Raw genomic sequence first — 13,309 nt, forward strand, 5'->3', positions numbered from 1 at the left:
GTCCTTGAAGCGCCCGTCATAGGCCTTGAGGATTGTGTTCTTGGTCGAAAGATAGACCGGAAACTTGCGGCCCAGGCCGTAGTTCAGCGAGGCGCGGGCGAAATCGCGGATCGACTCGTCGAGGTTGTACATCGCCATGGCGACGCCGGAGGATGGCGCGTCGAACACCTCGCGTTCGATGACCTCGCCGTCCTCGCCTTCGAATTTCATGGTCAGCTTCCCCTTGCCGGGGAACAGGAAGTCTGTGGCGCGATACTGGTCGCCGAAGGCATGGCGCCCGACAACGATCGGCTGGGTCCAGCCCGGCACCAGACGCGGCACGTTCGAGCAGATGATCGGCTCGCGGAAGATGACGCCGCCGAGGATGTTGCGGATCGTGCCGTTGGGGCTGCGCCACATCTTCTTCAGGCCGAACTCCTCGACGCGCGCCTCGTCGGGTGTGATCGTCGCGCACTTGACGCCGACTCCGTGCTTCTGGATGGCGTGCGCCGCGTCGACCGTGACCTGGTCGTCGGTCGCGTCGCGGTGTTCGATTCCGAGGTCGTAGTACTCGAGCTCAATGTCGAGGTAGGGGTGGATCAGGCGGTCCTTGATGAACTGCCAGATGATCCGCGTCATCTCGTCGCCGTCGAGTTCGACGACCTTGCCTTCGACCTTGATCTTGTCGACCACGCCGCGTCCTTTCGGGAGACTGTCTGGGGGCCGGAACCGGCCCATCACAGACTACCCGCTCTCCGAACTATCTCGACATCGAGAGAATTCACCGCGAAACGCCGCGGGGCGTTACCCTGTCGTTATGGCAGAGCTGAGACTGCACGACCTGACCGCCCAGACCATTGCGGCGGCGAACAGCCTCACGCTCAAGCCCGGTCAAGAGGCCTTCATCGAGCCGGAGACCTACACGGCCGCGGAAGACAAGCTCGACGCGTCCGGCTCCTGGCCGCGCGTGGTGCTCGACGAGAACGACGTCGTCGTGGGCTACATCATGGGTGCGTTCGATGCCGACGCGAGCGAAGAGTACCTGCGTGCCGCCCTGTGGCGCGTCCACGTCGCCGCCGAGGCGCAAGGCACGGGCGTCGGCCGGTTCGCCGTGAAGGCGTTCGCCGACGAGGCGCGCACGCGCGGCTTCGATCACGTCACGGTCGTCTGGGCGAGCGGCGACGAAGGCCCCGAAGAGTTCTTCAAGGCCGTCGGCTTCGAGATCATCGGCGAGACGCCGTACGGCGAAAAGCTCGGTGCGCTCAAGCTGTAACGCGCCCGTGGCCCCTCCCGGCGCCGACTTCACCTCGGCCGTGCTCGAGCTCGTGGCCGACATTCCGCCCGGTTGCGCCATGAGCTACGGCGACGTCGCCGCCGTGCTCGGCTCGCGCGGGGCGCGTGCGGTGGGCATGGTGATGGCCCGCTCGGGCGCCGAGGTGCCGTGGTGGCGCGTCATCCGCTCCTCCGGCCACCCGGCGATCGGGCATGAGCAGCGCGCCCTCGAACACTTCCGCGCCGAAGGCACACCGCTCATCTGGGCGGCCGACGGCGCGAGCTACCGCGTCGCGCCGTCCGCGCGCTGGGCGCCGCGTTAGCTAGACGAGCGAGTCGCGCCAGGCGGCGTGCAGCCTCGCGAAGCGCCCCGTGCCGCCGATCAGCTCGGCGGGCGCGCCGTCCTCCACAATCTGACCGTGCTCCATCACCAGCACCCGGTCGGCGATCGCCACGGTCGACAGCCGGTGGGCGATGATGATCGCCGTCCGGTCTGCCAGCAGCGTCGTCAGACCCTCCTGCACGAGTCGTTCGCTCGGGATGTCGAGCGAGGCCGTCGCCTCATCGAGGATCAGCACCGCCGGGTTCGCCAAGAACGCGCGCGCGAAGGAGAGCAGTTGCCGCTGCCCCGCCGAGACGCGCCCGCCGCGCTTATTCACGTCGGTGTCGTAGCCGTTCGGCAACTCCTCGATGAACCCGTGCGCCCCGACCGCCTTCGCGGCCTGGATGATCTCGTCGAACGTCGCGCCCGGCTTGCCGAGCGCGATGTTCTCGGCGACCGTCCCACTGAACAGGTACGCCTCCTGCGTCACCATCACGATCGCGCGCCGCAGATCCTTCGGGTGCAGGCGGCGCAGATCAACGCCGTCGAGCAGGATCTCGCCGTCGCTCGGATCGTAGAAGCGCGCCACGAGCTTGGCGAGCGTGGACTTCCCGGCGCCGGTCGACCCGACGAGCGCGATCGTCTGCCCCGCCGGAATGTTCAGCGTGAACTCCGGCAGGATGACCCGGTCGGCCCGATAAGCGAAGCGCACCTTCTCGAAGTCGAGGCGGCCCTCCGCCTCCCAAAGGTCGACCGGATCCACCGGATCCGGCACGCTCGGCCGCTCGTCGAGCACGCCCGAGATCTTCTCCAGCGCCGCCGCCGCCGACTGGTAGGAGTTGTAGAACATCGCCATCTCCTCCATCGGGTCGAAGAAGCGGCGCACATAGAGCAGAACGGCGAGCAGGGCCCCAACCTCGAGACCACCGTCGATCACCCGGAAGCCGCCAACCAGCAGCGCCACCGCGACCGCCACGTTGCCGATCAGCACGAGCCCCGGGTCGAAGATGCCGAACAACTGAATCACGCGCGCGTTCGCGTCGCGGTACTCCTCGACCTGCGCACCGAAGGCGCGCGCATTGCGCGGCTCCTTGCGGAACGCCTTCACGGCGCGGATGCCGGTCATCGTCTCGACGAAGTTCACGATCACCTTCGCCGACGCCACACGGGTGCGGCGGAACGCGCGCTGCGAGCGCGTCTGGAACCACCGGGTCAACAGCAGCAGCGGCGGCAGCGACCCGGCGAGAACGAGGCCCGACACGGGGTCGAGAATCACGAGCGCGCCCGCGATGAACACCATGTACAGCACGCCGCGCACGAGACCGTTGACGCCCGAATCCAGCAGTTCACGAATCGAATCGAGGTCGCTCGTCTGGCGCGCGATGATGCGACCCGAGGTGTAGCTCTCGTGGAACTCCAGGCTCAAGCGCTGCGCGTGCAGGTACACGCGGCGGCGCAGGTCGAACAGCACCGCTTGGCTCACGCGCGCCGAGAGCACGGTGTACTGCGCGATCAGGATCGCGCCGATCAGCCCGGTGATCAGGTAGGCGACCACGATCAGAGCGACGGGCATCCAGTCCTGGTCGTCCAGCAGCGCCGGCAGACCGCGATCGATTCCGATCGCGATGAGCGCGGGACCCGCGACCTGCGCGGCCGTGCTGACCACGACGACCAGCATGGTGAGGGCGACGCGCAGCTTGAGCGGCGCGAGAAGCGAGCCGAGTAGCCGCAGCGAACGCTGCCGGATCACGCGCGACTCGACCTTCGTGTAGTCGTCGCGCTCTTCGCCGGTGACTCCGCTGACGCTCATCGTGCACCTCCCCCGGGAATCGTGATGGTGCCGGTCTCGGTCGAGATCGGCGCGGTCGTCGTCGGCACGATCCCCTCGGCCACCTCGCGCTCGCGCCCCGGCGGCACATCATCGTCGAGGGACGAGATGACGTAGCGGTAGTGCTCGTTGTGCGCGATGAGCTCCGAGTGCGTGCCGACGGCCGTCACGCGTCCGTCCTGCAGCAGCGCGACGCGATCGGCCAGCTGCACGGTCGACGGCCGGTGCGCGACGATGAGCGCGGTCGTCGTGGCGAGCACGCGACGCAGTCCCGCCTCCACGCGCGCCTCGGTGTCGACGTCGAGCGCCGAGAGCGGGTCGTCGAGGACGAGCACGGCGGGTGCCGCGGCGACCGCGCGCGCGAGCGCGAGCCGCTGGCGCTGACCGCCCGAGAGACTGAGCCCCTCCTCGCCGATCAGCGTGTCGACACCCTCGGGAAGCTCGTGAACGAAGTCGGCCTGCGCGATCTCGAGCGCCTCCGCCATGACGGCGTCGCCCTCCTCGCGCCGCGCACCCTCGTCGAACTCGGGGCGCCCGAGCAGCACGTTGTCGCGCACCGACGCCGAGAACAGGGTCGCATCTTCGAAGCCCATCGCGATGTGACGGCGGAGCTCGTCGCGACTCAGGTCGCGGATGTCCACCCCATCGAGCAGGATGCGTCCGCCGGTCACGTCGTACAGTCGCGTCGCGAGCGCCGTCAGCGTGGTTTTGCCCGAACCGGTAAGTCCGACCAGCGCCATCGTCTCGCCGGGCTCGAGTTCGAGCTGGATGCCATCGAGCAGGTCGCGGGCGCCGGCCGGCGCATCCTGATACCGGAAGTGCACGTCATTAAAGACGAGCCGGCCGTGCGGCTCGGTAACCGTCGCGGGCGCCTCCGGGTCGGTGATGGTGTTCTTCTCGTCGAGCACCTCGAACAGCCGGTCGACGGCGGTACGGGTGTCGAAGGTCATCGACAGCAGGAATCCGATCGACTCGATCGGGAAGCGCAGCACCGTCGCCGTCGCGAAGAAAGCGAACAGCTCGCCGACGCTCAACTCACCGACCGAGGCGAGCCAGACCCCGCCCAACAGGCTCACCGCGAACGCGACATCGGGCACCAGCAGCAGCCAGAACCAGATGCCCGCGATCGCGCGCGCCTTCTCCAGCTCGGTGCCGCGCAGTTCCTCCGCCTGACGGGTGAACTTCTCGAGCGAGTATTTGCCCCGCCCGAAGGCCTTCAGCACACGGATGCCGTGCACGCTCTCCTCGACCGCGGTCGCCAGATCGCCCTGCTGGTCCTGACTGCGCCGCGCGACGATCGAGTACTTCTTCTCGAACAGGTACCCGGTGACCCACAACGGAATCGACAGCACCAGGAACAGCAGACCGAGAATCCAGCTCCAGTAGACGAGCACGGCGAAGCCGATCACGATCGTGACGATGTTGACGACGAGCAGCACGAGACCGAAGGAGAGCCAGCGACGGATGTGGCTGAGGTCGCTCATCGCCCGCGAGAGCAGCTGACCCGACTGCCAGCGGTCGTGGAAGGCGACCGGCAGATCCTGCAGCTGCGCGTAGAGGGTGTTGCGCATCGTCGCCTCGACGTGGGTGCCGGGCGTCAGGACGAACCAGCGGCGCAGCGCGATGAAGATCGCCTCCAGCACGCCAAGGCCGAGCACGGCGAGCGCCGCCGGCCAGATGAGTCCCGGGTCTCCGGCCGCGAGCGGTCCGTCGACGAGCCCCTGCAGCACCACCGGGATCACGAGCGCGACAACACCGGCGAACAGCGCCGCGATACCGCCGAGCAGGATGCGCGGCAGCGCCGGGCGCACGAACGGCACCAGGCGCAGCAGGGTCGACACGGTGCCGCGCGGACGCGGCGAAGTCGTGGTGGACGACGAAGAAGGCATTGCGGTGGTCCTTTGGGGACGCCGAAGCGTCAACAGAGCTGAGAAGAAGTCGTGCCCGAGCGGACAGCCTTCCAGATTAGGCGCGAGTGACGCGCCCGGCAAGTGCGAACGCGACCTAGTGGAAGAAGTGCCGCTCGCCGGTGAAGTACATCGTGACCCCGGCGGCGTTCGCCGCCTGGATGGTCTCGTCGTCGCGCACCGAACCGCCCGGCTGCACGATCGCGCGCACGCCCGCATCCAGCAGAATCTGCGGTCCATCGGCGAACGGGAAGAACGCATCCGAGGCGGCCACGCTCCCGGCGGCGCGCTCGCCCGCGCGTTCCACCGCGAGCTTGCACGAGTCCACGCGGTTGACCTGCCCCATTCCGACGCCGACACTCGCGCCGCCCGTCGCCAACAGGATGCCGTTGCTCTTCACGGCGCGGCAGGCGCGCCACGCGAAGTCGAGGTCGGCGAGGGTGTCGGCATCGGCCGCGGGCCCTGCCGCCAAGGTCCACTCGCTGGCCGGCGCAAAGTGCGCGTCGACCTCCTGCACGAGCAGGCCGCCCGAGATCTGCTTCAGCTCGGCGGGCTCGCGCCGGTAGTCGGCGGGCAGCTGCAGCAGACGCAGGTTCTTCTTCGCCTGCAACACCTCCAGGGCGCCCGCCTCGAAGCCGGGAGCGACAATCACCTCGGTGAAGATCGGGGCGATCGACTCGGCCGCCTCGCGCGTGATCGGCCGGTTCGCGGCGATCACACCGCCGAACGCCGACACCGGATCGCAGGCGTGCGCGAGCGCGTGCGCCTCCGCGATCGCGTCAGCCGTCGCGATTCCGCACGGGTTCGCGTGCTTGATGATCGCCACCGTCGGGGTCTCGTGGTCGTAGGCGGCGCGCAGGGCGGCGTCGGCATCCACGTAGTTGTTGAACGACATCTCCTTGCCGCCGAGCTGGGTCGCCTGGGCGATGCCCGCCGAATGCGCGACCGTGTAGAGCGCGCCCGCCTGGTGGCTGTTCTCGCCGTAGCGCAGCGTCGCCGCGCGGTCGGCGCTCAGGGTGAAGGTCGGCGCGAACTCGATCGCGGCACTCGCCGCCGGTACGGCGCCGTCGGCGACCGCCTCCGCCTCCGCCAGCAACGCGGTGCTCTCGAACCAGGCGGCGACCGCGGCGTCGTAGTCGGCCGTGTGCCGGAACGCCTCACGGGCGAGTTCGAAGCGCGTGCCGAGCGTGGTGCCGCCGGCACGCACCGCCTCGATCAGCGCGTCGTAACGGGCCGGGCTCGTCACCACCGCAACGTTGGCGTGGTTCTTGGCGCTCGCGCGCACCATCGCCGGGCCGCCGATGTCGATCTGCTCTACGACGGCGTTCGGCTCGGCCCCCGAGGCGACCGTCTCGCGGAACGGGTACAGGTTCACCACGACGAGCTGGAACGGCGCGATGCCGAAGCTCGCCAGCTCCTTCTCGTGACGCTCCAGACGCAGGTCGGCGAGCAGGCCCGAGTGTACGGCGGGGTGGAGGGTGCGGACGCGGCCGTCGAGGTGCTCGGGGAATCCGGTGACGTCGCCGATCTGGGTGACCGGGAGTCCCGCATCCGCGATCGCCTTCGAGGTGCCGCCGGTCGACACGATCTCGACGCCCGCCTCCACGAGTGCGGTGGCGAGCTCGACGAGGCCCGTCTTGTCGCTGACCGCGATCAGGGCGCGCGTGATGGGGACGACGTCGCGGTCGCGGTACTCGGCGGGGTCGATGGCGGGGCCGGACATCACAGTTCCTTGAGGTCGAGGTGCGAGTTGGCGATGTCGAGCACGACCTGCACGAGCAGTTCGCGTTCGACCCGCTTGATGCGGTTGTGCAGGTGGTCTTCGGTGTCGCCAGGTTCGATCGGCACGCGCTGCTGCGCGATCACCGGACCGGAGTCGATGCCCTCATCGACGACGATGACGCTCGCGCCGGTCTCCTTGGCGCCGGCGACGAGCGCGTCGCGCACCGCGTGCGCGCCCGGGAACTCGGGCAGATACGCCGGATGCGTGTTGATCAGATTCGGCGCGAGGGCCCGCACGGCGGTCGCTGGTAGCAGTCGCATGAAGCCGGAGAGGATCACCAGGTCGGCATCCCACTGGCGGATCTGCGCGACGAGGGCCTCGCCCCACGCCTCCCGGTCGGGGTAGGCCTGGAACGGAACGACGAAGGTCGGGATGCCGTAGTCATCGGCGTGCATCAACCCGTCGGCATCGCGATCGGCGCCGATCGCCACCACCCGCGCGGGGAATTCGGCGTCGTCGCTGGCGTCGAGCAGGGCCCGGAGATTGGACCCGCCCCCCGAGATGAGGACGACGAGGCGGAGCACGCCCCCAGCCTACCCGCGCCCGAGTGTGACGTTTCTCCGGAGGTTCCGGGTCGCGAGTGTGACGTTTCTCCGGAGGTTTCGGGGGCGAGGGTCCCGGGATGCCGAGGGCGCATCCGCTCTCAGAAGCACTTTCTCCGGAAAAGCGACACACTCGCGCGGGGGGCACCGCGCCGGGCGGTGCTCGAGGAGCGGCGGATGCGGGAGGTCAGTCGCGGCGGCGGCGGTCGGCGACCAGGAAGCCGAGCCCGATCGCGACGGTGAACTCGATCAGGGCGACGACCCCGACCGCGAGCGGGTCGGGGCCGACCAGCGCGAGCCGCCCCGGGCCCGCCGATCCGGCGGAGGCGGCGGCAAGCCCCGCCATCACGAGCGCGCCGAGCACGCCAGCGCCGAGCACCGTGCCGAGCAGTGCAACCGGCCCGCGCACCGGCGCCGCACGGTCCTCGGCGGCGTCGCGCAGCATCCGTCGCCTCGCCGCGGCCCCGACCAGGAACGCCGCGACGACGGGGACGAGGAGTCCCAGATACCCGAACGCGCCGATCTCGGGCGGCACGGCCCCGAGGATCGGGAGCGCCGGAATCGGCCCGAGCACCGTGCCGAGCGGCGACACCGTCGAGCCGAGCCCGACCGCGAAGCCGGGGCCGAGCAGCCAGCTGGCCGTCCAGACGACGAGGTTCGGCAAGATCGCGAACTCGGCCGCCGTCACGACGGCACCGCCGAGCACCTCGCCGTGGAGCGATTCGTAGAGGCGGATCACCTCGGCGTAGCGCAGCACGAGCGCCGCCGCGAACACCACCGCGGACGCCGCGATCGTCAGCGCGGCCGCACCGAGACCGGCGCGCACCGCGCCGAGGGCGGCCGCTCGCACGCCCGGATCGAGGCGCCCATCCCGCCACCCCTCCCGTGGTGCGCGCGCCCGCACGCGCTCGCGCAGCAGGCCGAGCGCGAGCCCGAGCGCATAGACGAAGGCGGGCAGAATCGCCGCCTGCACGAGCGAGGGCCTGGCGTCGTCGTGCAGGCTCACCGCCGTGAGGCCGAAACTCACCAGCGCGACGGCGACGATCGCGCCGAGTGCGCCGAGCATCCGATGCCCCGCTTCGGCGATGCGGCGACCCGCGCGCGCGGCGAGCAGGAGCGTCAGCAGCGCGCCGCCGAGCAGCGCGATCGTGACCGGCACCGCGGCCTCGGCCTCGGCGATCCCGAGAGCGGATGCGGTCACCTCATCGAGCCGGAATGTCACGTCGACGCCGTGGCCGAGTAGCCACACGTCGAGGGCGCCGCGCCAGAACACGAGCCAGTCGACGCCGAACCCGAAATACGCCGCCCACAGGATCGTGAGCGGAACCAACGGCAGCGCGATGCCGACCGCGACCGTGAGTACCGCCTCGAACATCGAGAACAGGACGGTCAGGCGGCGGCTCACGGTGCGACCCTACCGCCGGTCCGCGGCCGCGCCCGGGTGCCTCGCGCGCGTCCCTCCCCCGGCCCGCCCCCTTTCACGAAATGCAGGAGATTCTGCGCGGCGAGAGCCGCGCGACCCCGCTACGACAGGGCAGGGTCTCCGCCGCTCCTGCATTTCGTGACAGGCACCACAGGCGCGACAGGCACCACAGGCGCGACAGGCGCGGGCGACCCCGCCCCGACGGGGGCTCAGCCGACGCGGCTCAGCACAGGGGGTCGGTGGCGGGCACCTCATCGCGCAGCAGGTAGGCATCCACGGTGTCATCAATGCAGGAGACACCCTGCGCGTAGATCGTGTGTCCCTCGCCCTCGTAGCTGATCAGCACGCCGCTCGACAGCTGCTCGGCGAGCGAGACCGCGTTCGCGTACGGGGTCGCCGGGTCGTTGGTGGTGCCGATCACGAGGATCGGCGGCGCGCCCGCCGCGGTGAACGAGGTCGGCAGCTCGGCGACCGGCACCGGCCAGTTCGAGCAGACCACGTCGAGCACGGCGTAGTCGTCGTACGCGAAGTAGCGGCCGAGGATCGGCGCGCGGTCGTCGATGATCTCGACGCCCTCCAAGGGGGTCACCCCGTCGGTGCCGAGGTCGCCCTCATTGCAGGTGACGGCGGTGTAGATCTCGTTGCCGTTGCCGTCGTACCAGCCGCCGTAGCGGCCGTAGTAGGAGTCCGCGTTGTCGAAGGTCGGATCCGGATCCCCGACGGCGAGCGCCGCGAACATCGCGGTCAGCGACGGCCAGCTCCACTCGGAATACAGCGTGTAGGCGATGCCGGTGCCCACGGTGGCGGAGTCGAGTTGGCGCCCATCGGAGGCGACCAGTTCAAGGTCGTCAATCCGGTCGAGGAGGTCGCGCACCTGCAGCAACCCGTTGTCGACGCTTCCCGTGAACGGGCAGCCGCTCTCGGACAGGCACCAGGCCATGTACGAGCGCAGCGCGCTGTCGAAGCCGGCCATCTGGGTGGCGAGCGCTTCGAGGTCGCTCACCTGCGGATCCACGGCCCCGTCGAGCACCATCCGCCCGACCTTCTCGGGGAACAGCTCCGCGTAGACCGCACCGAGGTAGGTGCCGTACGAGTAGCCGAGGTAGTTGAGGGAGGTGTCGCCGAGTACGGCGCGGATCACGTCCATGTCGCGCGCGACGCTCGCCGCATCCAGGTGCCCGAGCAGCGGGCCGGTGTTCTCGAGGCACGCGTTCGCCCAGTCGAGCTCGCGCGCGGTCAGCTCGTCGATCCACTCCTGGGTGCCGTAGTCGACGTCGTAGGTGCCGTAGAGCAGCTCGTCCTGGTCGGCGGGGTCGGTGTAGCAGACGACGGGGGTCGAGCTGCCGACCCCGCGCGGGTCGAAGCCGATGACGTCGTAGCTGGCGAGCACATCATTCGTCACGACGTAGGCGGCCGAGTTGACGACGAAGTCGAAGCCCGATCCGCCCGGACCGCCCGGGTTGATCAGAAGGGAGCCCATCGCCGTCCCGGGGGCGCGGTGCCGGGAGATCGCGATTTCGATCGTGGCGCCGGTCGGGTCGCTCCAGTCGAGCGGCACGGTCACACGCGCCTCGTCGAGCCGGGTGTCGATGGACGACCAGCTGAGTTCTTGCGTGTAGTACGGCTCGAGCTCGGCGGCGACGTCTTCACCGGTGGGCGTGCTCCCGCCGGGTGTCTCCGGCCCGAACAGCGAGATCAGCGAGCATCCGCTGAGGACCAGGCCGACGGCCGCCCCCACAGCGGTGGCGGCGACGATGCGCGGTCGAGACACGAGACCTCCTGGTGGTCGCGCGACTCTCACGCGGCCCGCGACCAGCCTAGGCGGGGTTCCGCGCTCAGCCGAGGACCGCGCGCGCAGCGTCGCGCGCCGTCGCCGGGCTGTGCGCCGCCGCGGCCGCCTCCGCCATCGCGCGGCAGTCGGCACGGCTCAGCGCTCCGAGCTTCTGGGCGACGCGCGGGATCGCGCGCGCCGACATCGACAGCGAGGTCACACCGAGCCCGACGAGCACCGCCGCGAGGGCCGGATCGGCCGCCGCTTCGCCGCACACGCCGACCGGGGTGCCGCTCACCTCGCCCGCGGCGCCAACGCTGCGGATGAGACGCAGCACCGCGGGCTGCCACGGGTCGTTCAACTCGGCCAGTTCGCCGAGTTGACGGTCGGCGGCCATCGTGTACTGAGTGAGGTCGTTGGTGCCGAGGCTCACGAAGTCGACGACCTCGACGAGTTCGGGGGCGCTGAGCGCCGCCGCGGGGGTCTCGATCATGACGCCCGCGCGCTCGATGCCGTGCTCGCGGCAGAGCGCGACGAAGGCGGAGGCCTCCTCGACGGTGGCAACCATGGGCGCCATCACCTGCACCTCGGCGCGCTCCTCGGCGGCGGCCTCCGCGATCGCCCGCAGTTGCGTGGCGAGGATCTCGGGCCGACGCCAGGAGGTGCGAAGCCCCCGCACGCCGAGCGCCGGGTTCTCCTCCCCCGCCGCCGTCACGAAGGGCAGCGGCTTGTCGGCGCCCGCATCGAGGGTGCGCACGACGACTTTGCGGCGGGGGAACGCGGCGAACACCTCGCGGTAGGCGCTGCGCTGCTCCTCGACGCTCGGCGCCTCGGCGCGGTCGAGAAAGAGGAATTCGCTGCGGAACAGGCCGATGCCTTCCGCCCGGGCCTCGGCGGCGGCTCGCGCGTCGGCCCCGCCGCCGACGTTGGCCAACAGGGCGACCGGATGCGCATCCGCCGTCGCGCCGGAACCGCTGAAGTCGGGCACCGCCGCGGCGTCACGCACGCGGGCGACCTCGTCGGCATCCGGGTTGGGGCTCACCTCGCCGGTCTCGCCGTCGACGAGCACGAGCATTCCTTCCGGCAGCGCGAGGGCGTCGCGCACGGCGACGACCGCCGGGATGCCGAGCGAGCGAGCGATGATCGCGGTGTGCGAGGTCGGCCCGCCCTCTTCGGTGACGAGCGCGAGGCAGGTGGCGGGGTCGAGCGTCGCGGTGTCGGCGGGGGCCAGGTCGCGGGCGACGAGCACGAACGGTTCCGAGCGGTCGGGGATGCCCGGCACCGGCAGGTCGAGCAGCGTGGCGACGAGACGGTCGCGCACGTCGCGCACGTCGGCGACGCGTTCGGCGGTGCGTCCGCCGAGCCCCGCGAGCATGTCGGCGAGGTCGCCCGCGGAAGCCCAGAGGGCGTTCGCGGCGGGGATGCCCGAGGTCTCGATCGCGGCGACCGCCGGGTCGATGAGCCCGGGGTCGGTCGCCATGAGCGCCGTGGCCTGGAGGATCTGTTGCGCTTCGCCGAGGGCGGTGGTGGCCCGGGCGGTGAGTTGCTCGGCGACCGCGGTCGCAGCGGCCCGGAGCCGGTCGATCTCGGCGGCGCGAGCGGGTTCGGCGAGCGCCTCGGCGGGGGCGGGTTCGGCGATCGGGGCCGCCACGTGCACGACCGGTCCGACGGCGCGTCCCGCACTCACCCCGAGCGGCCCGGAGGCGCGCACGGGCGCCGGGGCGGCGGCCAGCGTCGGAGCATTGAGCTCGCCGAATCCGTCGTCGACAAGCGCCTGGATGTGGTCGAGCACCGCGTCCGCATCGGGTCCGGCGGCCGAGATCTCGATCTCGTCACCGCCGCGGCTTCCGAGCCCGATGAGGGCGGTGGGACTCGCGGCGGCGACCGTCGCACCGGTGCGCAGCAGGGCGAGGCGCGCGTTCTCGGCGCGGCCCGCTTCGGTCGCCAGCAGCGCCGCGGGGCGGGCGTGCAGGCCGAGCGGGTTGCGCAGCGTCATCCGGCGCGAAATGCGGTCGGCTTCGGCGTTTCCCTCAGCGGCGGGCGCCGCCGCGGGCGCCGCCTCCGCGTCGCCCAGCTGACCGCTCTTGGGAGCAAGAGCGGCCTGGGCTTCGGCGGCGGCCTCCTCGAGTGAGGCGCCGCCGGCCGCACGCACGATGGCCGCGAGGAGCCCCTCCACGAAGGGGGCGGCCGAGAGCTTCACCTCGACGTCGCTCGCCCGCAGTTCGAGCGCCAGCTCGGCGCTCAACACGGCCGAGCCGAGATCCATGAGGACGAGCACGCCGTCGGTGTCGGCGAGCTCATCGATCGCGGTGGCGACCTTCATCGCGTCGGTGCCGATGATCGGGGAGCCGTCGGCATCCGTTCCGGCACCGGCGGCGAGCTCCACGCGCGGGGCCCCGTTCGGGACCATCGCGAGGGCAAGGTCGAGGGCCGCCTCGGCCAGTTTCAGACTGTGCGAGACGACGACGAGGCCGATCATGGT

The 13,309-nt window shown here is 70.8% G+C and carries 10 protein-coding genes; 2 read left to right on the forward strand and 8 right to left on the reverse strand.

Annotation, left to right across the window (positions count from 1 at the left end; all coding sequences use genetic code 11):
- On the reverse strand, positions 1 to 672 hold a 672-nt coding region (locus tag QZ258_RS09165), incomplete at its 3' end, for an NADP-dependent isocitrate dehydrogenase (protein ID WP_294180836.1).
- Between the two features lie 124 nt (positions 673 to 796).
- Between QZ258_RS09165 and QZ258_RS09170 the strand changes: the two genes are divergently transcribed.
- A complete protein-coding gene (locus QZ258_RS09170) occupies positions 797 to 1,252 on the forward strand; it encodes a GNAT family N-acetyltransferase (RefSeq protein ID WP_294180840.1) in 456 nt (151 codons plus the stop codon).
- A gap of 7 nt (positions 1,253 to 1,259) precedes the next feature.
- Positions 1,260 to 1,574, forward strand: a complete 315-nt coding sequence (locus tag QZ258_RS09175) for an MGMT family protein (RefSeq protein WP_294180842.1) — start codon at positions 1,260 to 1,262, stop codon at positions 1,572 to 1,574.
- Here the strand turns inward: QZ258_RS09175 and QZ258_RS09180 are convergent, their stop codons facing one another.
- The 7 genes from QZ258_RS09180 to ptsP form a co-directional block, all read right to left on the reverse strand.
- Positions 1,575 to 3,383, reverse strand: coding sequence for an ABC transporter ATP-binding protein (locus QZ258_RS09180; RefSeq protein WP_294180845.1), 1,809 nt, complete (start codon positions 3,381 to 3,383; stop codon positions 1,575 to 1,577). It abuts the gene before it with no gap.
- On the reverse strand, positions 3,380 to 5,290 hold the full coding sequence (locus QZ258_RS09185) for an ABC transporter ATP-binding protein (RefSeq protein ID WP_294180847.1): 1,911 nt from the start codon (positions 5,288 to 5,290) through the stop codon (positions 3,380 to 3,382). Before QZ258_RS09185 ends, QZ258_RS09180 begins: the two co-directional genes overlap by 4 nt.
- A gap of 115 nt (positions 5,291 to 5,405) precedes the next feature.
- A complete protein-coding gene (gene purH / locus QZ258_RS09190; RefSeq protein ID WP_294180849.1) occupies positions 5,406 to 7,031 on the reverse strand; it encodes a bifunctional phosphoribosylaminoimidazolecarboxamide formyltransferase/IMP cyclohydrolase in 1,626 nt (541 codons plus the stop codon).
- On the reverse strand, positions 7,031 to 7,615 hold the full coding sequence (purN, locus tag QZ258_RS09195; protein ID WP_294180851.1) for a phosphoribosylglycinamide formyltransferase: 585 nt from the start codon (positions 7,613 to 7,615) through the stop codon (positions 7,031 to 7,033). The genes purH and purN overlap by 1 nt, the downstream gene beginning before the upstream one ends.
- Before the next feature lie 205 nt (positions 7,616 to 7,820).
- Positions 7,821 to 9,038: a DUF6350 family protein gene (locus tag QZ258_RS09200; protein ID WP_294180853.1), complete on the reverse strand. Its 1,218-nt coding sequence runs from the start codon at positions 9,036 to 9,038 to the stop codon at positions 7,821 to 7,823.
- A gap of 241 nt (positions 9,039 to 9,279) precedes the next feature.
- Positions 9,280 to 10,827, reverse strand: a complete 1,548-nt coding sequence (locus QZ258_RS09205) for an alpha/beta hydrolase (RefSeq protein ID WP_294180855.1) — start codon at positions 10,825 to 10,827, stop codon at positions 9,280 to 9,282.
- A gap of 64 nt (positions 10,828 to 10,891) precedes the next feature.
- On the reverse strand, positions 10,892 to 13,306 hold the full coding sequence (gene ptsP, locus QZ258_RS09210) for a phosphoenolpyruvate--protein phosphotransferase (RefSeq protein WP_294180858.1): 2,415 nt from the start codon (positions 13,304 to 13,306) through the stop codon (positions 10,892 to 10,894).
- Between the last annotated feature and the right edge of the window lie 3 nt (positions 13,307 to 13,309).

This window comes from uncultured Schumannella sp., from assembly GCF_905479755.1.
In the GTDB taxonomy this organism is placed as follows: domain Bacteria; phylum Actinomycetota; class Actinomycetes; order Actinomycetales; family Microbacteriaceae; genus DCRR01.